Annotated in this window: 20 protein-coding genes; 10 read left to right on the top strand and 10 right to left on the bottom strand. The window is 64.5% G+C overall.

What is annotated here, in order from left to right; all coding sequences use genetic code 11:
• Positions 1-38 precede the first annotated feature (38 nt).
• A complete protein-coding gene (locus FJ471_RS06315) occupies positions 39-710 on the bottom strand; it encodes a TetR family transcriptional regulator C-terminal domain-containing protein (protein ID WP_140802297.1) in 672 nt (223 codons plus the stop codon).
• Positions 680-1,552, bottom strand: a complete 873-nt coding sequence (locus FJ471_RS06310; protein ID WP_140802296.1) for a dimethylarginine dimethylaminohydrolase family protein — start codon at positions 1,550-1,552, stop codon at positions 680-682. The genes FJ471_RS06315 and FJ471_RS06310 overlap by 31 nt, the downstream gene beginning before the upstream one ends.
• Positions 1,553-1,753: 201 nt before the next feature.
• Between FJ471_RS06310 and FJ471_RS06305 the strand changes: the two genes are divergently transcribed.
• From FJ471_RS06305 to FJ471_RS06275, 7 genes are all read left to right on the top strand, one after another.
• Entirely contained in the window at positions 1,754-2,569 is an 816-nt protein-coding gene (locus FJ471_RS06305; RefSeq protein ID WP_140802295.1) for an ABC transporter ATP-binding protein, read from the top strand.
• Between the two features lie 57 nt (positions 2,570-2,626).
• Complete coding sequence (locus FJ471_RS06300) at positions 2,627-3,424, top strand: transporter substrate-binding domain-containing protein (RefSeq protein WP_140802294.1); 798 nt, start codon at positions 2,627-2,629, stop codon at positions 3,422-3,424.
• Positions 3,425-3,573: 149 nt separating this feature from the next.
• Complete coding sequence (locus FJ471_RS06295; protein WP_181179204.1) at positions 3,574-4,284, top strand: ABC transporter permease; 711 nt, start codon at positions 3,574-3,576, stop codon at positions 4,282-4,284.
• Entirely contained in the window at positions 4,284-5,093 is an 810-nt protein-coding gene (locus tag FJ471_RS06290) for an ABC transporter permease (RefSeq protein ID WP_140802292.1), read from the top strand. Before FJ471_RS06295 ends, FJ471_RS06290 begins: the two co-directional genes overlap by 1 nt.
• A 96-nt stretch (positions 5,094-5,189) precedes the next feature.
• Positions 5,190-6,191 (top strand): Ldh family oxidoreductase, encoded by a 1,002-nt coding sequence (locus tag FJ471_RS06285; RefSeq protein WP_181179200.1) that lies wholly within the window; start codon positions 5,190-5,192, stop codon positions 6,189-6,191.
• A gap of 351 nt (positions 6,192-6,542) precedes the next feature.
• Positions 6,543-6,995 (top strand): DoxX family protein, encoded by a 453-nt coding sequence (locus tag FJ471_RS06280; RefSeq protein ID WP_140802291.1) that lies wholly within the window; start codon positions 6,543-6,545, stop codon positions 6,993-6,995.
• Positions 6,996-7,107: 112 nt separating this feature from the next.
• Positions 7,108-8,091: a complex I NDUFA9 subunit family protein gene (locus FJ471_RS06275; RefSeq protein ID WP_140802290.1), complete on the top strand. Its 984-nt coding sequence runs from the start codon at positions 7,108-7,110 to the stop codon at positions 8,089-8,091.
• Positions 8,092-8,160: 69 nt separating this feature from the next.
• Here FJ471_RS06275 and FJ471_RS06270 read toward each other — a convergent pair whose 3' ends face one another.
• A complete protein-coding gene (locus FJ471_RS06270; RefSeq protein WP_140802289.1) occupies positions 8,161-9,528 on the bottom strand; it encodes a cytochrome P450 in 1,368 nt (455 codons plus the stop codon).
• A 196-nt stretch (positions 9,529-9,724) separates the two neighbouring features.
• On the opposite strand from FJ471_RS06270, the gene FJ471_RS06265 reads away from it, so the two are divergent.
• The 3 genes from FJ471_RS06265 to FJ471_RS34705 all read left to right on the top strand — a co-directional run bounded on the left by FJ471_RS06265 (position 9,725) and on the right by FJ471_RS34705 (position 14,287).
• Positions 9,725-10,297, top strand: coding sequence for an NADPH-dependent FMN reductase (locus FJ471_RS06265; protein ID WP_140802288.1), 573 nt, complete (start codon positions 9,725-9,727; stop codon positions 10,295-10,297).
• Between the two features lie 243 nt (positions 10,298-10,540).
• Positions 10,541-13,012 (top strand): DNA topoisomerase (ATP-hydrolyzing) subunit B, encoded by a 2,472-nt coding sequence (gene gyrB, locus FJ471_RS06260; RefSeq protein ID WP_140802287.1) that lies wholly within the window; start codon positions 10,541-10,543, stop codon positions 13,010-13,012.
• 1,032 nt (positions 13,013-14,044) lie between these two features.
• On the top strand, positions 14,045-14,287 hold the full coding sequence (locus tag FJ471_RS34705; protein ID WP_181179191.1) for a hypothetical protein: 243 nt from the start codon (positions 14,045-14,047) through the stop codon (positions 14,285-14,287).
• Here FJ471_RS34705 and FJ471_RS06250 read toward each other — a convergent pair.
• The 7 genes from FJ471_RS06250 to FJ471_RS06220 form a co-directional block, all read right to left on the bottom strand.
• Positions 14,281-15,678: an NAD(P)(+) transhydrogenase (Re/Si-specific) subunit beta gene (locus FJ471_RS06250; protein WP_140802286.1), complete on the bottom strand. Its 1,398-nt coding sequence runs from the start codon at positions 15,676-15,678 to the stop codon at positions 14,281-14,283. The two genes, FJ471_RS34705 and FJ471_RS06250, sit on opposite strands and share 7 nt — an antisense overlap.
• Position 15,679: 1 nt before the next feature.
• Positions 15,680-16,099, bottom strand: a complete 420-nt coding sequence (locus FJ471_RS06245; RefSeq protein WP_140802285.1) for an NAD(P) transhydrogenase subunit alpha — start codon at positions 16,097-16,099, stop codon at positions 15,680-15,682.
• Positions 16,099-17,352, bottom strand: a complete 1,254-nt coding sequence (locus tag FJ471_RS06240; protein ID WP_140802284.1) for a Re/Si-specific NAD(P)(+) transhydrogenase subunit alpha — start codon at positions 17,350-17,352, stop codon at positions 16,099-16,101. The genes FJ471_RS06245 and FJ471_RS06240 overlap by 1 nt, the downstream gene beginning before the upstream one ends.
• 86 nt (positions 17,353-17,438) lie before the next feature.
• Positions 17,439-17,663 carry an aa3-type cytochrome c oxidase subunit IV gene (locus FJ471_RS06235; protein ID WP_140802283.1) on the bottom strand — a complete coding sequence of 75 codons (225 nt, stop codon included), beginning with the start codon at positions 17,661-17,663 and terminating at the stop codon, positions 17,439-17,441.
• A 151-nt stretch (positions 17,664-17,814) separates the two neighbouring features.
• The gene (locus FJ471_RS06230) at positions 17,815-17,964 is read right to left on the bottom strand and encodes a DUF3096 domain-containing protein (protein ID WP_127866594.1); all 150 of its coding nucleotides are present in this window, start codon (positions 17,962-17,964) and stop codon (positions 17,815-17,817) included.
• 149 nt (positions 17,965-18,113) lie between these two features.
• Positions 18,114-18,806: a hypothetical protein gene (locus FJ471_RS06225; protein ID WP_224667567.1), complete on the bottom strand. Its 693-nt coding sequence runs from the start codon at positions 18,804-18,806 to the stop codon at positions 18,114-18,116.
• Positions 18,807-19,200: 394 nt separating this feature from the next.
• A complete protein-coding gene (locus tag FJ471_RS06220; protein ID WP_140802281.1) occupies positions 19,201-21,516 on the bottom strand; it encodes an EAL domain-containing protein in 2,316 nt (771 codons plus the stop codon).
• Positions 21,517-21,521 lie beyond the last annotated feature (5 nt).

Below are 21,521 nucleotides of genomic sequence, written 5' to 3'. Positions count from 1 at the left end.
CGGAAAGTTACGGCGAAGTGGCCGAACCTAACCGCTTCTCACTTTTCCTGGAATTGCTCTGGCGGCACGAGGCCGAGTTCGGCCTCGACAGTCTTGATGCCAATTGCCGCCAGTTCGCCGGGCGAGAACATCTCGCCGGCCAGGCAGCCTTCGATCCAGAGCCCGTCGATGATCGCGTTGATCGCGATGGCATGGCGGCGCAGCTCGGCTGCGTCCGGCTTGCGCCGTTCGGCGGCGAGCACTTCGGCCACGACCGCTTCCACCTCGTTGCGGAAGCCGAGATAGCCTTCGCGATGGGCGCGAGCGAGCGACGGATCCGCGCCGGCGCGGCCTATGAAGGTCGCCCAGAGCGAAAACACCCGCTGGTCGATGATCGGCGCGTTGAGGTTGGCCGTGACGAAAGCCGCAAGCCGTTGGCGCGGCGAGGCGTCTTCCATGACCAAGGCCGCTTTCGCCTGCTCGGTCATGCGGCCCATCAACGCCGCATAGGCTTCCTGCAGCAAATCTTCCTTGCCGGGGAAATAGTGGCGGATCAGCCCGGCGGTGACGCCGGCTCGCAAGGCGATGGTGCGGACAGTGGCGCCCTCGAGGCCATGCTCGGCCACGCTGTCCAGGGTCGCATCGACCAGATCCTGCCGCCGCCGCTCCTCGCCCTCACGGCGGAACTTGCGGCGCGCATTCATTGGCGCAGGATCGGCCGCGTCAGGCATGTCGGCCCGCCCTCACAAGCGATGCAGAGCGCATCCGCCTCGAAAATCTCGACCGTGCAACCGGCGGCTTCCATCGCGGCCTTGGTCTTGGGAAAGCCCGCCACGGCAATGACCTTGAGCGGGCTGGTCGGAAGCACGTTAAGGCTGAGGCCGTTGGAAGCGGCGAACTCTTGCGGGTCGCCTTCGACCAGCCGGATGCCGCGCGCCTTCAGCATCTGATAGAACGGGGCCGGCAGAAGCGGCGAATAGACCAGCGCGAGGTCGTCTGCCAGCGGGCTGATCACCGACATCAGATGCAGGCATGCTTCTTCGCCCTGCCACAGCGGCAGGTCGAAGCCGTAGACGGAAATGCCTAGCGGCGTCAGTAGGTTTGAAAGCTGCTGGATGCCTTCCTGGTTGGAGCGCAGACCGCGCCCGATCGCCAGCGTGCGGGCATCCAGCCACACGCAATCGCCGCCTTCGACCTGGCCGGGGGCTTCGACACGGCCGAGGATCGGAATGCCCAGCCTCTTATAGGTTTCCTCATGCAGCGAGGGCTCGCCGGCGCGCAAGGGCTTGCCCATGGACAGGATCAGCGCGCCGCGACCGGTCATCAGCGACGGGTCATGCGTGAACACCGAATCCGCGAGACCGTCGGCCGTGTCCTCGATCCATTCGATTTCGGCGCCGGAGGCCGCCACCAGTTCGGCAAGGACCGCATGCTGCTCGGCTGCTTTCGCCGGGTTGAAGCCGGGGCCATAGTGCCAGGCAGCCCTGTCGGCGCCACGCATGGCATTGGCCGCCGAACGCATCAGCACACGCCGCAGCGGCGCCGCCATGGACTGTGATCCGAAAGCGCTCATCGATGCCCTTTTATGCTGAAAAAAATCGAAAAAATTTCATGAGAGGCTATTTATACACTTGCACAACAACGCCGCAAGTGCCGTAATGAGCGGGATTGACGGGCTCGCGCTGTCGGGTCCATGCTGAAGTCTGGAGTGGGCATCACAGCGTATGTTGATTAGCCGGATAGACGTTCGACGACCTCCCTTCGAGGTCGCCCGGTGAGCGCGGCGGAAGCTGCCGCAGTCCAATCCGGCAAGGCGCAAAGCGGCGCCGCCGAAGCCATCCATGTCGAAAACCTGCATAAGAAATTCGGCCAGCTGCACGTGCTGAAGGGCGTTTCGCTGTCGGCGCGCGACGGCGAGGTGGTCGCCATCATAGGCGGCTCCGGCTCCGGCAAGTCGACGCTGTTGCGCTGCATCAACTGCCTGGAAAACCCGACCAGCGGCATCATCCGGGTCAATGGCGAGGAGATCAAGCTCAAGGCCGACAGCCACGGCCACACCGTTCCGGCCGACCGCAGGCAGATCGAGCGCATCCGCTCGAGGCTCGGAATGGTGTTCCAGAATTTCAACCTGTGGAGCCACATGACGCTGATCGAGAACGTCATCGAGGTTCCGGTGCACGTGCTCGGCGTCAAGCGCGACGAAGCGATCGCCCAGGCCGAGAAGCTGCTCGCCCGCGTCGGGCTGGCGGAGAAGCGCGACGTCTATCCGGCCTTCCTGTCCGGCGGTCAGCAGCAGCGCGCCGCGATCGCCCGGGCGCTGGCGATCAATCCGCGCGTCATGCTGTTCGACGAGCCGACGTCGGCGCTCGATCCGGAACTGGTCGGCGAAGTGCTGAAGGTGATCGGCGACCTGGCGCGCGAGGGGCGCACCATGGTGCTGGTGACGCATGAAATGAAGTTCGCCCGCGAGGTCGCGACGCATGTCGTCTATCTCTACAACGGGCTGGTCGAGGAAGAAGGTTCGCCGGAGCAATTGTTCGGCGCGCCCAAATCCGAAAGGCTCAAGCAATTCCTCCGCAATGTCGGCTAGGAGCCGGCATCAAGCGGAGCGAAAAACCGGGAACAACAACAAACTGGGAGTCCTGAAATGAAGACTGTTCTCAAGACATTCGCCGCCGCGCTGCTTCTCGGCGTCGCGGCGATGGGTGGCGTGGCCAAGGCCGAGCAGGTCAAGATCGGCGTCGCCGCCGAGCCCTACCCGCCCTTCACATCGCCCGATGCCAGCGGCAAATGGGTGGGCTGGGAGATCGACTTCGTCGACGCCGTCTGCGCCGAGGAGAAGCTCGATTGCGTGATCACCCCCGTCGCCTGGGACGGCATCATCCCGGCGCTGACGACGAAGAAGATCGACGCCATCGTCTCCTCGATGTCGATCACAGCCGAGCGCGAGAAGACGATCGACTTCTCCGACAAGTACTATAACACCCCGACCGCCATCATCGGACCGAAGGACCAGAAGTTCGGCGCCACGCCGGACGATCTCAAGGGCAAGGTGATCGGCGTCCAGGTCTCGACCGTGCATGCGGTCTACGCCAAGAAGCACTTCACCGGCGCGCAGGAAATCAAGGAATACCAGACGCAGGACGAAGCCAACAACGATCTGGCCGCCGGCCGCATCGACGCGGTGCAGGCCGACTCGATCGCGCTCGGCGAATTCCTGAAAACCGACCAGGGCAAGGCGTGCTGCGACCTGAAGGGCATGGTGGCTCCGGACGACGAAGTGCTTGGACCGGGCGTCGGCGCCGGCATCCGCAAGGAAGACACCGCGCTCAAGGAAAAGTTCAACGCCGGCATCAAGGCGATCCGCGCCAACGGCAAATATGACGAGATCTCGAAGAAGTATTTCGACTTCGACATCTATGGCGGCGCTGCGCAGTCGAACTGAGCCCTCTCGCACATGAGTGAGGGCATGGCGTCCGCGCCATGCCCAACCTTGCCACGCATGCCCGCCGCCGACCTTGCGGTCGGCGGCTTGCCAGCAATCCGGGGGCGAAGCTGATCGACGCCTTTCTTCCGGCCTCCGCGGCCGGCATCATGGAACTCCTGTCACCCGTGGCGCCCGGCTGGGGCGGCACGCTGCTGGTCGGGCTGCTGCATTCGATCGAGATCGCCTTGGGCGCGACCTGCCTCGGCCTCATGATCGGCACCGCCGGCGCGTTCGGCAAGCTCTATGGCGGCCCGGTGACCCGCGACCTGCTCGCGGTCTACACTACTGTGGTCCGCGCGGTGCCGGAACTGGTGCTGATCCTGCTGCTCTATTATGCCGGCACCGACCTCATCAACCAGGTGCTGACGGGGATGGGCTACAGCCGCGTCGACATCAGCGGGCTAGCGGCCGGCATCTTCGTGCTGGGTTTCGTCCAGGGCGCCTATTCGACAGAAGTCATCCGCGGCGCCATCCTCGCCATCCCGCAAGGCCAGATCGAGGCCGCACGCGCCTACGGCATGTCGCCGGGCCTGATGCTGCGGCGCATCACGTTGCCGGCGATGCTGCCCTTCGCCATTCCCGGCCTTGCCAATCTGTGGCTGATCGCCACCAAGGACACCGCGCTGCTTGCCGTCGTCGGCTTCTTCGAATTGACGCTGGCGACGCGCCAGGCGGCGGGCGTCACCAAGGCCTATCTTCTGTTCTATCTCGCGGCGGGCGCGCTCTATCTCACGCTGTCGCTGTTCTCCAACGTGATCATCGGCCGTGTCGAGGCCTGGTCGCGGCGCGGCATGCCTTCCGTCAAGGAGGCGCGCTGATGTCGGCGGAAGCGAGCGCGATCAATCTGGCGGCGCGCGCCTCGATCTGGCTCAAGCCGCACCGCATCGTGCTGATCCTGATCGCGCTGGCGCTGGTCTTCTGCGCCGCCTTCTTCATGCGCTGGGACTGGCTGCCGCAGTATTGGGAAATGGGCATGATGGGCATATGGCGGGCGCTCTGGATCCTCGCCGTCACCTGCGCGCTGGGCTTTGCGCTGGCGGTGCCGCTAGGGCTTGCCCAGGCCGGCGGGCCGTTCTGGTTCGCCGTGCCCGCGAAAATCTTCTGCACCATCATCCGGGGAACGCCGCTGCTCCTGCAGCTCTGGCTGCTCTATTACGGCCTCGGCTCGATCTTCCCGCAATATCCGTGGATCCGCGAATCCTGGCTGTGGCCGTATCTCAGGCAGGCCTGGCCATACGCTGTGGTGGCGCTGACCTTTTCCTTCGCCGGCTACGAAGGCGAGGTGATGCGCGGCGCCTTTGCCGGCGTGCCGCGCGGACAGTTGGAGGCCGCCCGCGCCTTCGGCATGAGCCGCTGGAAAATCTTCCGCCGCATCTGGCTGCCGCAGGCCTTCTACCGGGCGCTGCCGACCTTGACCGGCGAAACCGTGCTGCAGCTGAAGTCGACCCCGCTGGTGGCGACGATCAGCGTCATCGATATCTTCGCCGTCTCCTCCAAGGTGCGCCAGGACACTTACCTGACCTACGAGCCTTTGCTGCTGCTGGCGCTGATCTATATGACGATCACCGGCATCCTGGTCTTCGTCTTCAGCCGGATCGAGGCTCGGATCCCGGTCAAGATCGGGTAAGTGAGTAGTGAATAGTGAGTGGTGAGCAGTGGGCTGCTTGCTGGTTTTCCCCTACTGACTACTCCCTACTTTCCAACTCACTCAGGAGCAGCCCTGATGCAACTCAGTCTCGATCAGGCAACAGGCCTATGCCGGATGGCGGCGCTCGGCGCAGGCGCCAATGAGGAAGCGGCGCAGTCGCTCACCGCCTCGATCATCGCCGCGGAGGCCGAAGGCCTGTCGACGGTGGGGCTGTCGCATTTCATCGACTATCTGGAAGCGTTCGAAGCCGGCCGCATCGACGGCAATGCCGATCCGGCAATCACCCGGCCGGCGCTCGCCGTCTATCTTTCGGATGCGCGCGGCGGGCTTGCCCATACCGGCTTCGACCGAACGATCGACGATTTGGTCAAGGCGGCAAAGCTGTTCGGCGTCGCTATCTTCTCGCAAAAGAACGCCTATACATGCGGCGCGCTCGGCTATTTCACCGGGCGGCTGGCGGAGCAAGGGCTGGTTTCCTTCGCCGCCACCAACGGGCCGGCGGTGCTGGCCGGCTCAGGTTCGGTCAAGCCGGTCTATTGCACTAATCCGATGTCCTTTGCGTCGCCCGCCGCCGACGGGCCGCCGCTGGTGATCGACCAGTCGTCGAGCGCCACCGCCTTCGTCAACATCCGAAAAGCGGCCGAGGACGGCAAGAAAATCCCCGAAGGCTGGGCGCTGGACGCCAGCGGCAATCCGACCACCGATCCGGCGGCGGCGATGAAGGGGGCGATGCTTGCCTTTGGCGGCCAGCGCGGCGCCAACATCGCGTTGATGGTCGAGGTGCTGGCCGCCGGCATTTCCGGCGCCAACTGGTCGCTCGACGCGCCCTGGTTCACCGGCGGGCCGGACAGCCCCGGCACCGGTCTCTTCGTTCTCGCCATCGCGCCAAAACTGCTCGACCCGGATTTCGAGCAGCGTATGAGGGACCAGCTCGACCGGCTGCGGCGGCGCTATGGCGTGCATATTCCCGGCCGCTCCCGCGCCGAAGCAGCGGAGAAGGCCAAGGCGCGCGGCATCACCACGTCCAGGGCGGTCGTGCAGCGCATTTCGGAATTCGCCGAGCGCTATTCGGCCTGATTTTTCCTGCGCTGCCTGAACCTTTTCCTGACCTGACACGACACATCCGCGGCACCCCACGCCGCGAGCCGCCTTGGTTGGCTTCGTCCGGCTCGCGGTTGGCGGCGCCGCGCCGGGCGTTCAGGGCGGGCGGGCGTGCTTGCTTCACGCCACCTTGATACCGTCTCAGGTCAGGCCGCCTCATTGGACCCTGTTTCGGCGCGGACACTGCCCGGAAAACCCCGCTTCGGCGGGGTTTTCTGTTTTCCGTCGCCACGCACAAAACATGATTATGGAAGTTAACTTTTGTTAACTTGACTTGGGCGGGAGCGTCGGGCGGTTTGCGGGTATCGTCACAAAACAGGAGCTACGATGTCCGCCACCACCGACCCCTCCCGCGCAAAGCTGATCATCCCGGCGCTTGGCCGGCTGTATTCCTCGCTGCATGATGCCGGCGAAACCCTGCTGCGCATTGTGGCCGGCGGTTTCCTGGCCATCCATGGCTCGCAAAAGATCGTCAATCCGTTCGGGGCCACGGAAATGGTCGAGGGGCTGGGCTTTTATCCCGGCGTCTTCTGGTCGCCGCTGCTTGCCTGCACCGAATTCTTCGGCGGCATCCTGATCGCCTTCGGCCTCTTCACCCGCCCGGCCGCCTTCGCCGGCCTGATCGTGCTTCTGGTCACCGTGTGGTTCCACTGGGTAACGATGGGCCAAGGGTTTTCGGGCGCGGAAAAGTCGCTGCTGTGGGCCGCGATCCTCGCCTTCTTCGTCATCCGCGGCGGCAACCGGCAGTCGGTCGACGCGCGCATCGGCAAGGCTTTCTGAGCGGTTCTTGCCTGGACGCAATTCCGGCAATGGCGACCTCCGGTCGCTCTTTGCCTTTGGCGAGAAACGGATTAAGAAACGGCTTCAGCCAAGCACTCGCGCGGAGCCAGTCATGACCGAAATCCTGCAGACCCCCAAGCTCGTCGTCGTCTTCGGCGGTTCGGGTTTCGTCGGTCGCCATGTCGTGCGGGCGCTGGCCAAGCGCGGCTACCGCATCCGGGTCGCCTGCCGGCGGCCCGACCTTGCCGGCCATGTGCAGCCGCTCGGCAATGTCGGCCAGATCCAGCCGGTGCAGGCCAATGTGCGCGTGCGCTGGTCGGTCGACCGCGCCGTGCAGGGCGCCGACCATGTCGTCAACCTCGTCGCCATCCTGCATGAGACCGGCCGACAGAAATTCGGCGCCGTGCATGATTTCGGGGCGCGCGCCGTCGCCGAGGCCGCGCGCTCGGTCGGCGCCGGCCTCACCCACATCTCGGCGCTCGGCGCCGATCTGAATTCCCCATCCGACTATGCCCGCACCAAGGCGCTCGGCGAGAAAGCCGTGTTCGACACGATCAGCGATGCCGTCATCTTGCGGCCGTCGATCAATTTCGGGCCGGAAGACGGCTTCTTCAACCGCTTCGCCAACATGGCGCGCTATTCGCCGGTGCTGCCGCTGATCGGCGGCGGGCAGAACAAGTTCCAGCCGGTCTATGTCGGCGACGTCGCCGAAGCGGTCGCGCGCTCGGTCGACGGCAAGATCAAGGGCGGCCAGACCTATGAGCTCGGTGGCCCGCAGGTGCTGACCTTCAAGCAATGCATGGAAGAGCTGCTGATGGTCATCGAGCGCCGCCGCCTCCTGGTGCCGGTGCCGTTCTGGGTGGCGAACATCCAAGCCTCGATCCTCCAGCTGCTGCCCAACCCGCTGTTGACCAAGGACCAGGTCATGCAGCTGCGCGAGCACAACATCGTCTCGGACGAAGCCGCCAAGGCCGCCAGGACGCTGACAGGCCTCGGCATCCAGCCGCAGGCGATCGCCACCATCCTGCCCAGCTATCTCTGGCGCTTCCGCGCCGCCGGCCAGTTTCAGCAGCGCCGGCCGGTCGCCGACCGGTAATCAAGAAACCACTATTTGCTTTACGCAATTCCGGACGGAAAACCGCTTCACACTTTCCCTGGAATTGCTTTAGCGACGCGAGACCTGCATCGGCAGGCCACCCTGCGGCTGCGTGGTCAGCTTCTGCACCGGCCATGGCCGCGTCTCGGGCGTCGCGTCGAAGCGGAAACGCGACAACAGGATCGCCAGCGCGATGATCGCCTCCTGCATGGCAAAGCTGGCGCCGATGCAGACGCGCGGGCCGGCGCCGAAGGGCAGGTACTGGAAGCGGTCGATCCGGTCGCGGTTTTCCGGGTGGAAACGCTCCGGCATGAAGGCGTCCGGCCTGTCCCACAGCTTGCGGTGGCGGTGCACGACCCAAGGCATCACCAGCACAGCGGCGTATTTCGGGATATAGAGGCCATTCCAGGTCTCCGGCTCGATCGGCTCGCGGTTGATCGAGGGCGCCGGCGGATAGAGCCTCAGCGCCTCCTCGAAAGCGGCGCGGGTGAGCGGCATGGCATCCAGCCACTTGGTCGGATCGGGCTCGCGCGCCAGCACCGCGTCGATCTCCTGTTCCACCTTGTCGCGTTCCCAGGGCGCCTCGGCGAGGCAATAGATCGTCCAGCCGAGCGCCCGCGCGGTCGTCTCATGGCCGGCGCCGATGAAGGTGATGATGTTGTCCTCGACTTCGGCGCGCGTCAGCCCATCCGGCCCTTCGGCCCGAAGCAGAAGCGTGAGGAAATCCTGCGGCACGCCGCCGAGATCGCGCTTCATCCGCTCCTCGCGCATCCTCACCGTGCCGGCGACGATGTTGCGGAAATAGGCCATGGTCTTGCGGCCGCGGATGCGTGTGAAGCGCGGCAGCCATTCCGGCGCGCGCAGCAGGTCGAGCGGATCGACGCGGCCCATGGTCTCGAACAGGCGATCGATCTCCCTGGCGAAGCTGCCCGGCTCGCCAGCGATCTCGCCGGAAAACAGCGTCTCGGCCAGGATGTCATAGGTGAGCAGCGTCATGTCGTGGGCGACATCGGTCTCCCCGCCGGCCTCGTAGCGGGTTACGAACTCAAGCGTGCGCTTCAGCATCGGCCCGGCGAAACCGAAGATGTGGCGTGGCGTGAAGACCGGCGCCATGGCCTTGCGGGAACGCTTCCAGACCTCACCCTCGGCGGTCAGCAGCCCGTCGCGCAGGATCGGCCGCAGCACCAGCTGGCGCACGGTCGCCATCTTGTAGTTCTTGGCATTGTCGATCAGCACGTGGCGGATGAGGCCCGGATCGTTGGCGACCACCAGCGGCCCGCCCACGCCGGTCACCGAAACCCAGGGCTCGTTGTAGGTGTGCTCGCCCCACAATTCGAGCGGGTTGCGGTAGATGATGCGCATCATCTCCAGCGTCGAAGGCGGCTTTGTGCGCGGCGTCGGCGCCGGTGGCACGAAGGGGGCGGGCTTGGTGTCCATGAAGCATGCTCCGCTGACAGTGCCGAATGTAGTGTCGGACGAAGCGGGCGTCCATGTGGCCGGGCGGCGGACCGGGAGTTTTGCTTTCCGCATACTACGCCTCGCCAGAATGTGACCGGAACCTGCGAATGCCGGCTTGTTGCAGGGGGAAGCTTACGTTAGTCACCAACGGATACCGTCAAGCCAGGAGCCGCAAATGAAGCACCGTCTGGACATCATCATCGGCAGCACGCGGCCGGGACGCGCCGGCCCGATCTTCGGCGAGTGGCTGGAGGGCTTCGCGCGCCAACATGGCAAGTTCGAGCCGGTGCTGACCGATATCGCCGCGTTCAACCTGCCGATGCTCGACGAACCGCACCATCCGCGCTTGCGCAAATACGAGAACGACCACACCAAGGCCTGGTCGAAGGCGATCGATGCCGCCGACGCCTTCGTGTTCGTCGCGCCGGAGTATAACTATTTCGTCGCGCCGGCGATCGTGAACGCCATCGACTACCTGGTCCATGAATGGCGCTACAAGCCGGCTGCGATCTTCAGCTATGGCGGCGTGTCCGGCGGCCTGCGCGCGGCGCAGGCCTTGAAGCCGCTGCTCACCTCCGTCGGCGTCATGCCGATCCCGGAAGGCGTGGCGCTGCCGGCCTATGCGACGCTGCTCGACCAGGAGCGCGCCTTTCATCCGAGCGAGCAGGTGCTGGGTGGCGCGAAGACGATGCTCGACGAACTGTCGCGCTGGAGCGAGGCGCTGAAGACGCTGCGCGCCGCCGGATAGGCGCGAAACTCCCCCACGAAGGCAGGTTGCGAGGCCGCGCTTCGGAGCAGCTTCCACAGCCGGACGCCCCCATGCCGCGGACCGGCATATCGCGCGGACGTGAAGAGGGCGCCCGCCAAGCCGGCAAAATGCCCACAAACCTTGGAAAAGCAGCCGTTTGCGCCTATATCTAGGACATCAAAACGGCGCGATTCGGGGCCATTTTTCCGCGCCTGACCATCGACATCAATCAGACAGGTTTTCATGAGCGACCAGACCGAAAGCGCCAATGGCGCGGAAGCCGAGTACGGCGCCGATTCCATCAAGGTTTTGAAGGGGTTGGATGCCGTGCGCAAGCGGCCGGGCATGTATATCGGCGACACCGACGACGGCTCGGGCCTGCATCACATGGTCTACGAGGTGGTGGACAACGCCATCGACGAGGCGCTGGCCGGCCACGCCGACCTCGTCTCGGTGACGCTCAACCCCGACGGTTCAGTGACGGTGATCGACAATGGTCGTGGCATTCCGACCGATATCCACCCTTCGGAGGGCGTTTCGGCGGCCGAAGTGATCATGACGCAGCTGCATGCCGGCGGCAAGTTCGACCAGAACTCCTACAAGGTTTCTGGCGGCCTACATGGCGTCGGCGTCTCGGTGGTCAACGCGCTTTCGGCCTGGCTCAAGCTCAAGATCCGCCGCAACGGCGAAATCTTCGAGATGGGCTTCACGCATGGCAATGCCGACGCACCGCTGAAAGTCACCGGCAGCTATGTGCAGGACAAGCAGCCCGGCACCAACGAAGGCCGCAGCGGCAGCGAAATCTCCTTCTTCCCCTCGTCCGAGACCTTCACCATGGTCGAGTTCGATTTCGGCACGCTGGAGCACCGCCTGCGCGAGCTTGCCTTCCTCAATTCCGGCGTGCGCATCATCCTGACCGATGCGCGGCATGCCGACCTGGTTCGCCATGAGCTGCATTATGACGGCGGCCTGGAAGAGTTCGTCAGATATCTCGACCGGGTAAAGAAGCCGCTGATCGAGGCGCCGATCGCCATCCGCGCCGAGCGCGACGGCATCACCGTCGAGGTCGCGATGTGGTGGAACGACAGCTACCACGAGAATGTGCTGGCCTTCACCAACAACATCCCGCAGCGTGACGGCGGCACGCATCTGGCGGGCTTCCGCGCGGCGCTGACCCGGCAGATCACCGGCTATGGCGAATCGTCCGGCCAGACCAAGAAGGAAAAGGTCTCGCTCACCGGCGACGATTGCCGCGAGGGCCTGACCGCGGTGCTTTCGGTCAAGGTGCCGGACCCGAAATTCTCCTCGCAGACCAAGGACAAGCTGGTCTCGTCCGAGGTTCGCCCGGTGGTGGAGAGCCTGGTCAACGAGGCGCTCGGCACCTGGCTGGAAGAGCATCCGAGCGAAGGCAGGGTGGTGGTCGAGAAGGTGATCCAGGCGGCCGCGGCGCGCGAAGCCGCGCGCAAGGCGCGCGACATCACGCGCAAGAGCACGCTCGGCGTCACCTCGCTGCCGGGCAAGCTCGCCGACTGCCAGGAACGCGATCCGGCCAAATCCGAAATCTTCATCGTCGAGGGCGACTCGGCCGGCGGCTCGGCCAAGGGCGGGCGCTCGCGGCAGAACCAGGCGATCCTGCCGCTGCGCGGCAAGATCCTCAATGTCGAGCGCGCGCGCTTCGACCGCATGCTCTCCTCCGACATGATCGGCACGCTGATCACCGCGCTCGGCACCTCGATCGGCAAGGACGAGTTCAACGCCGACAAGCTGCGCTACCACAAGATCATCCTGATGACGGACGCCGACGTCGACGGCGCCCACATCCGCACGCTGCTGCTCACCTTCTTCTTCCGGCAGATGCCGGAGCTGATCGAGCGCGGCCATCTCTACATCGCCCAGCCGCCGCTCTACAAAGTGACGCGGGGCAAGAGCTCGCAATATCTCAAGGACGAAAGCGCCTATGAGGAATATCTGATCGAATCCGGCCTCGACGAGGCGTTGCTGACGCTCGCCTCGGGTGAGGTGCGGACCGGCCAGGATCTGCGTGGCGCCATTGACGACGCGCTGGCGGTGCGCCAGCTGATCAACGGCCTGCACACGCGTTACAACCGCAGCGTCGTCGAGCAGGCGGCGATCGCCGGCGCGCTCAACGCCGACGTGCTTGCCGATCTCGGCCGCGCCAACGCCATGGCCGAGCGCGTCGCCCGGCGGCTCGACATCATCGCCGAGGAGACCGAACGCGGCTGGACCGGCCGGCTCTCGACCTCCAATGACGGCTCGGGCGGCTATGTCTTCGAGCGCACCGTGCGCGGCGTCAAGGATGTTGCCCAGCTCGATGCCGGACTGATCCACTCGGCCGATGCCCGTCAGCTCGACCGCTATGCCCCGCGCCTTGCCGAGATTTATGGCGAGCCGCCGGTGCTGCGGCGCAAGGAGACCTCCGAGACCATTTCTGGCCCGCTGGCGCTGCTCAACGCGGTGTTTGCGACCGGCCGCAAGGGGCTCACCATGCAGCGCTACAAGGGCCTTGGCGAGATGAATGCCGAGCAGCTCTGGGAAACCACGCTCGACCCGAATGTGCGCTCGCTGCTGCAGGTCAAGGTCAACGACGCAACCGATGCCGACTCGCTGTTCTCGCGCCTGATGGGCGACGAAGTGGAGCCGCGGCGCGAGTTCATCCAGGACAACGCGCTGTCGGTGGCCAACCTGGATATTTGAGCGTTCGTTCGAAGAAACTCGCCAGCGCCGTGTTCAGGCGCTGGTGAAACGCCGCCCGGTCGAAGCCGGGCGCGTAGATGGATCTGCCGGGGCGCGATGGCGCGTAACCGGGCGCCGCATGGCGGCAGGAACCCATAGTGGCCCGCCACGGGTTCGACACGATATTCCGGCGGATGCGGCAGCGCTGGACGGACGTGCTCCTCGTACCAGGGGTCGGGTTGATGCCGGTCGTCGGCCGCGCGCCACAGCAGCACCGGTATCTCCACCGAAGCGAGGTCCGTGCGGTCGAAGACGAAGCCGAACGCTGGCGCGGCGGCCGCGATGGCGCGTATACGTCGATCGGGCTTCCAGGCCTCCGGCGGTGGCTGGGGCGCCTGCGCTACCGAATGGATGCCCGCCGCCGCCAACGCGGTACAAAGATCGTGCCCGGGGTTTGCCGCGCAATATGGGTCGATCCTGTCGAGGTGCGGTATTCCGCCCGCTTCGACGAGCACGGTGAAGCCGCCATTCGAGAATCCGAAGGCCCCGATGCGCTGCGGATCGATTTCGCCGCGACCTCGCCAGTCTCCCAGCATGAAATCGATCAGCCGGCTCAACTGGGCGGGCCGGCGCCACAGCATCAGCACCTTGCTCTGATCATCGTAAGTATCGCCGGCGTGGCTGACCGCGGCGACAATGAAGCCGGCTCTCCCCAGTGCGAGCGCCGTATCATAATGCGCAGCGTAGGATCCGCCGCCGCCGTGCGAGATCACGATGAGCGGCAGCGCATGGCCGTCGACCGGGCCGGATGGCGCAACGCGTTGTTTGAAGCCCTCCAGGGGCACCTCATGCGGCTCGCCGGTGGTCGGATACCAGACACCGGCAATCAGCGGCGGTTCGCCGCCGTTGGGAATATGAACGACTTCAAAGCCTACCGGGGAAAGACCGGCATTATCCCTGGTCGCCACACTGGTCGACGTCGCACCGGTTTGCGGAACATTCGCGGCCAGGCTCTCGCCCTGGGCGAACAAGCCCGAGAGCATGATTAGGCCGATGGCTACGGCTTTCCGCATCTCCGAGACTTCCTTCAGAACGATTTTGTCCGTCCAACCCGGCAAGGAAAAATGGCGCTTCCAAGGAATTGATGCGGGCAGCGGAAGCGGCCTTGTTGACGATTTGTTGAACTCCCTGGGCTGCCGTTCAAAAGCAAAAGCCCGGCGCGAAGCCGGGCTTTCTGGAATCCGATGGCTGGCCAGGCCGACAACCTTCCTGCGGAAGGTTGCGGCTTATCAGTGATCCATGGCCTTGACGATTTCCTCGGTCATCTTCTTGGCGTCGCCGAGCAGCATCATGGTGCCGTCCTTGTAGAACAGCGTGTTGTCGATGCCGGCATAGCCGGAGCCGAGGGAGCGCTTGACGAACAGGCAGGTGCGGGCCTTGTCGACGTCGAGGATCGGCATGCCGTAGATCGGCGAGGACTTGTCGTCGCGCGCGGACGGGTTGGTGACGTCGTTGGCGCCGATGACATAGGCGACGTCGGCCTGCGCGAACTCGGAGTTGATGTCCTCGAGCTCGAACACCTCGTCATAGGGCACGTTGGCTTCGGCGAGCAGCACGTTCATGTGGCCGGGCATGCGGCCGGCGACCGGGTGGATGGCGTATTTGACGTCGACGCCATTGGCCTTGAGCTTGTCGGCCATTTCGCGCAACGCGTGCTGGGCCTGGGCGACCGCCATTCCGTAGCCGGGCACGATGATCACCTTCTGCGCGTTCATCATCAGGTAGGCGGCATCCTCGGCCGATCCCTGCTTGACCGTGCGCTCGATGCCGTCGTCGGCGGCCGCGGCCGTCTCGCCGCCGAAGCCGCCGAGGATGACGGAGATGAAGGAGCGGTTCATGCCCTTGCACATGATGTAGGACAGGATCGCACCGCTAGAGCCGACCAGCGCGCCGGTGATGATCAGCGCCAGATTGCCGAGCGTGAAGCCGAGCGCCGCCGCCGCCCAGCCGGAATAGGAATTCAGCATCGACACCACGACCGGCATGTCGGCGCCGCCGATCGGGATGATCAGGAGCACGCCGAGCACCAGCGAGGCGGCCACGATCAGCCAGAAGACAAGCTTGGATTCGGTGGTGACCAAAAGCACGATCAGCACCACCAGGGCGACGCCGAGCGCGATGTTGATCAGGTGGCGGCCGCCGATCATGATCGGCTTGCCGGACATGCGGCCGTCGAGCTTCAGGAAGGCGATGACCGAGCCGGTGAAGGTGATGGCGCCGATGGCGACGCCCAGGCTCATCTCGACCAGCGCCTGGGCGTGGATGTCGGCAACCGTGCCGATGCCGAAGCTTTCAGGCGCATAGATGGCGGCGGCGGCCACCATGACGGCGGCAAAGCCGACAAGGCTGTGGAAGGCCGCGACCAGTTGCGGCATCGAGGTCATGGCGATGCGGCGCGCGGTGACGGCCCCGACCGAGCCACCGATGGCGAGGCCGAGCACGATCAGGCCGAAGCCGCCGGCCGAAGGGACTGCCAGCGCCAGGGTGGTGGCGATGGCGATGCCCATGCCGATCATGCCGTAGAGATTGCCCTGACGGCTGGTGGTCGGATGCGACAGGCCGCGCAGCGCCAGGATGAACAGGATGCCGGAAACAAGGTATAGGAAAGAGGCGAAGTTGGCGTTCACTTCACTTGTCCTTCTTCTTGTACATGGCCAGCATGCGTTGGGTGACCAGGAAGCCGCCGAAGATATTAACCGAGACCAGCATCAGGGCGACGAAGCCGAAGCCCGTAGCGATGCCGGACGCCGAGATGCCGACGGCGAGCAAAGCGCCGACGACGATCACGGAAGAGATGGCGTTGGTGACGGCCATCAGCGGCGTGTGCAGCGCCGGAGTGACGGACCAGACGACATAGTAGCCGACGAAGATCGCCAGCACGAAGATGGCGAAGCGGAAGACGAAAGGATCGATGGCGCCACCCGAAAGCGCGTGCGCGGCATTGCCGGCCGCCTCGCCGGCGGGCGCGTTGGCGAGATCCTGCACCGCCAGCCTTACGGCGGCGCTCGCCTGATCGAGCTGATCGAGAGCTTTCTGCAAGGCGTCCATCACGCGGTCCCCTTAGGCTTGGCTGCGGACTTCTTCTTTGCCGCCGGCTTTGCGTCGGCGGCATCGGCAACCATGGTCGTCGCCGGAATGGCCGCCGGCTCGGTGCGCGGCTCTTGCGCCGCCTTGGCGAAGTTCGGATGCACCACCTTGCCGCCGTCGGTCAGCATGGTCGCCTTGACCAGCTCGTCGTCGCGCTTGATGGCAAGCTGTTTCGCCGCCTTGTCGACCATCGTCTCGAGGAAGGCGTAGAGGTTCTTGGCGTAGAGCAGCGAGGCCGACGCCGCGACACGGCCCGGCACGTTGAGGTGGCCGACGATCTTAACGCCGTTCTCGGTCGTCACGACCTTGCCCGGCACCGCACCCTCGACATTGCCGCCGCGCTCGACCGCAAGATCGACGATCACCGAACCCGGCTTCATCGAGGCGACCATGGCCGCCGACACCAGCTTGGGCGCCGGGCGTCCGGGGATCAGCGCCGTGGTGATGACGATGTCCTGCTTGGCGATGTGCTCGGCGGTCAGCGCCGCCTGCTTGGCCTGGTATTCCTTCGACATTTCCTTGGCGTAGCCGCCGGCGGTCTCCGCCGCCTTGAACTCCTCGTCCTCGACCGCCAGGAACTTGGCGCCGAGCGACTGCACCTGCTCCTTGACCGCCGGGCGCACGTCGGTGGCGGTGACGACGGCGCCAAGACGGCGCGCCGTCGCGATGGCCTGCAGGCCGGCGACGCCGACGCCCATGATGAAGGTTTTCGCCGCCGGCACGGTGCCGGCCGCGGTCATCATCATCGGCAGGGCGCGGTCATATTCGGCGGCCGCGTCGATCACCGCCTGGTAGCCGGCAAGATTGGCCTGCGAGGACAGCACGTCCATGACCTGCGCGCGGGTGATGCGCGGCATGAATTCCATGGAGAAGGCGGTGATGCCGGCCTTGGCCATCGCGGCCACCGCGGCATCGTTGCCATAGGGATCCATGATGGCGATGACGGCGGCGCCCGACTTGTAGCCCTTCAGCTCCGCATCCGTCGGCCGGCGCACTTTCAGCACGACATCGGCCTTCTTGGCGTCGGCCGCCGTGCCGATCGCGCCGCCGGCAGCAGCGAAATCCTGGTCAGGGATGCGCGAGCCGAGGCCAGCGCCCTTCTCGACGATCACGTCGAAGCCAAGACCCACCAGGCGCTTGACCGTATCCGGCGAGGCCGCGACGCGCGGCTCGTTCGGGTCAACCTCACGAGGTATGAATACTATTTGTCCCACCGGATGATCCTTTCGGCTGGAACCTTGATTGCGCAAGGCGTCGGCCGGGACGTCCGGTGACGTCGAGTGCAATTGGCTTGGGAAAGCTACCGCAGAATGAGGGTGCCGACGGCCATGATCAGGATGAACAGGATCGTCGCCGAAAAGAAGCCGCCGACGAAGAAGCCGAAGGCCATAGCGATAAGGATGGCGGCACAGAACAACGAGCCGTATTTGGCAAGACCGAGGAAGCCCTTGTAGGTACGGTCGTGCTCGGCATAGTCCATCTGCGCGCCAAGCTCGACAGGACCTGCGGGCGAGTGATCAGCCATGGAAGTACCCCTTCGAAAATGCCTTTGAGGCACATAGCGAAAAGCCGCACCAAGAGCAATGGCGCTATTGCCGCACAACCTGTGACAACAGCGTCAAAGGAAAGTTGAAATTGAACGGCGTGGCTGCGTCCGCGCGGCCGAGGCGGTTCCTTCAGCTGGCGAGATGCGGGAACAGGCCAAGCAGGCCGACCACGATCAGGTAAAGCGCGACGATGTAGTTGAGGAGCCGCGGCATCACCAGGATCAGCACGCCGGCAATCAGCGAGATCAGCGGCGTCAGCGCAAGCGAATGGATGGTCATGGCGGAATCCTTTCCTTTGACAGGCGATCGCCCGTCACACGGGCTGCGGATTGGATTGTTTTGACGCAATTCCGGACGGAAAACCGCTCACACTTTTCCTGGAATTGCTCTAACAACGCCGCAGCCGACGAAAGGTTCAGGGCCAGCGCTCAGGCAGCGGCGCGATAGTACTTCGCCGTCGGCACGATGGAGAGGGGCGTCAGCCGGTTGATGGCCGGATTGCCGAACATCAGCCGCTGCTCCATCGCCGTCGACTTGAAGAATGGCAGCCGTTCGAGCGTCAGGCGCATGTTTTCGCCGGCAGGAATTTCGAACAGCGCGATCGGGGCAAGAACGCCCGGGAACTGCTTGGCCTCGCTCCGCTGCACGGCATTGAAGAAGCGCGCGTAGAAGGCGGAATGCTCGAGCTTGACGGGCGTGAGCACCGAGTCCTGGCCGAAGTAACAGGAGGCGACCATGGCGATTCTGAGCGTCAGGAAAGGCAGCACTCCGGGCGCCGGCGCGCAGTCGGGATCGGTTGCGAAGCGGGTTCCGTCGATGAAGGTTTCGCCGCGGGCGAGCCGGGGAAGCAAGACTTCGGGATAGGCATCGATGGAAGGCGAGTATGGCTGCTCGCTGGAAATATAGTGGAAGCGCAGCGTGCTGACCAATTCACCGTAACAATAGACGCCGAACCGGTAGGAATTGGGCAGATTATCCCAACGGTCCTCGAACATGCCGCTGGCGATCGGGCCACACATACCTGAGCGCAGATAGGAATTGTAGCGAAGCCGGTAGATCGCCTCCAGATCTTCACCCCCGGTGATGAGACGATATTCGACGTGGTCCAGTAATTGCATCATGGATCGGTTGAGCGCGGAGTCCATCCTCGCGCTGGCGCTAGCCGACGCACTCTTCCTCGCAGCATCCATTGTCAGTCCTCGAATTCCGCCTGCAATTAGGCTATTCGAGTTGAAATGAGACACAAGCTGAAAATTCGATATTGCTGATTTACCGCTTGTTAACGTTAATGGCCGGGCAGATTTTCGTCGATCCTGCACAGGAAAAAGCAAAACTCGGCGCCGACGGCTGTCGGACGCGACCTACCGGCGATCACCGAGATCATTTCAAATTCAGAGCTTGAAAAGCGGCAAGGCGCGGCGGGTTTAAACTTGCGCCAGGGCAAGCGTCATTTTCCGTGAGCTGGAAGTCCGGATCATGCCACTCTCGAAGCGAGAGCGTTGCCCCGAAACCCGGTCAGCTGGCTGTCCGTTTGCCGGCGATATGCAGGTCCGCTGCAAATGGCCATGTGACGCTCGACATCGTCTCGATGCCCGACGCGCTGAGCGCGGCGCCGAAGAGGAAGCCCTGCACGAAGTCCGGCTTGACCAGATGGACTAGCGTCTTCAGCTGCTCGAAGGTCTCGACCCCTTCGATGGTGACGGAAAGACCCAGCGTCCGGGACAGGCTGACGATGCCCTTGAGAAGATCGAGCGACTGCCGGTTCTGGTTGACGTCGACCAGGAAGGAGCGGTCGATCTTGATCTTGTCGAGCGGCAGCTTGTGGAGATAGCTCAGGCTGGAGTAGCCGGTGCCGAAATCGTCAAGCGCGATGCGCGCGCCGAGCGCCTTCAGTTCCTCGATCGACTCGCGCGTCAGCGACTTGTCGTCCAGCAGCGCGGTCTCGGTGACCTCGATTTCGAGCCGGTGCGCCGCCAGGCCCGACTTGGCCAGGGCGTCCCTGACCTTCTGGACGATATCGCGATTGCGGAAATCCTTGGCCGAGAGGTTGACCGACACGCTGGTCTGGGCCGGCCATTTGGCGCATTCGGTGCAGGCGGCCTCCAGCACGAACGTGCTGATGTCGGAAACGATGCCCATCTCCTCGGCGAGCGGGATGAAGACGCTGGGCGAGATCGGGCCGAGATCGGGATGGTCCCAGCGGCAGAGCGCCTCGCAACTGGCGATGCGCATGGTGCTGACGGCCACGATCGGCTGGTAGACGACGCGCAACTCCCTGGCCTGCACGGCATTGCGCAGGTCGGCCTTCATCAGCTGGCGATTGCGGAAGGCGGCATCCATGGCAGCCTCGAACAGCCGCCAGCTGTTCTTGCCGAGCTCCTTGGCCTTGTAGAGGGCAAGATCGGCCTTGACGATCATGGCGTCCGCGTCGGTGTCCTTGACCTTGGAAAGCACGGCGCCGCCGCTGGTCTGGATGCGCAGGCCGTGGCCGGCGACGTCCACCTCGCCCTGCAGGTCCGCGAAAATCTGGTCGAGCAGCGTGCTGAGGTGGCTTTCGTCCTCGACACGGTCGAAGAAGATCATGAACTCGTCGCCGCCGAAGCGGCTGACGGTGATGCCCGGCCCGGCGATCGCCGCGAGGCGCTCGGCCACGGCATAGATCAGCCCGTCGCCGACCGGATGGCCGAGCGTGTCGTTGACGCTCTTGAAGTCGTCGAGATCGAGCACCGCGAGGCCGCAGAGCCGGTCCTGGTCGCCGGAGGCCATAGCCTCGCCGACCAGCTCGTGGAAATAGGCGCGGTTCGGCAGTCCGGTCAGGTTGTCGTAACGCGCCATGAAGCGGATCTTTTCCTCCGCCTCGACGCGCGCCGTCACATCCTCGAAGGTGATGACGCCCAACTCCTGGCTGCCTTCGCGGGCGGAGAATTCATAGTGCTGGCCGTTGGCTAAGGAGACCAGCACCTTGCGGTCGCGGCCTTCGCGCAAGGCGCGTGTCAGCTGCGCTTCGATGTAGCGGCAGTCTTTCGGCGCCAGCATGCCGCCGGCGACGCCGCGCATCAAAAGACCGTGGATCGAACGTCCAAGCAAGGCATCGCCCGATCTCAGCGACATCAGGCGGGCGGCTTCGGCATTGGCCACCGCGACGCGGCCGTCCGGCCCCAGCATGACCAGGCCGTGCGACATGGTGTTGAGCGCGCGATCGAACCGGCGCGTCAGGTTCCTGGCCTGCTTGTGGCCGATGACGGCGGAGAAGAGCACGTTGCGGACGTGGTCGGCGCTGTTGATGGTGATGAAGGTCAGCGGGATGATCATCAGGCCGAGCAGGACCGACGGGAAATCCATGCGCAGCAGGAGTCCCAGCGCCGCCGGACCGATGAAGGTGACGGAGAAAATCCGCACCATCTGCGGGGAACCGTAGTTGCGGCCGACAACCGTGACCAGGGTCGCGATCGTCAGCGACGTCGCGGCCAGCTCGGCGAAGGGATCGGGATAGACGTAGATCGATATGAAGCAGAGCGAACCCAGGCCCAGGCCCTGCAGGCTGCCCTTGAGGATATAGTTGCGCTCCCACCGCCTCGCCTCTTCGACATTGGCTATGGTGCCGCCTGTCTTCAGGAAGGTGCGAATGCCGAAGTAACGGAAAAGGCTGATGGAGAGCAGACCGAAGGAAAAGGCCAGAAACAGCGGATTGTGCGTCCGCCAATAGATCATGAATCCGAGGATCCAGTAGCAAACGCCACCGATCACCAGCATGTGGGCGTTGTCGAACAACGACCGCACAAACTGGATATAAACATCCGCCGGGATGTTCTCGGTCTTTGTTCTACCCATGCCGT

The organism is Mesorhizobium sp. B2-7-1, from assembly GCF_006440735.1.
Lineage (GTDB): Bacteria > Pseudomonadota > Alphaproteobacteria > Rhizobiales > Rhizobiaceae > Mesorhizobium.
This window is presented reverse-complemented; position numbering and strand designations above follow the sequence as displayed.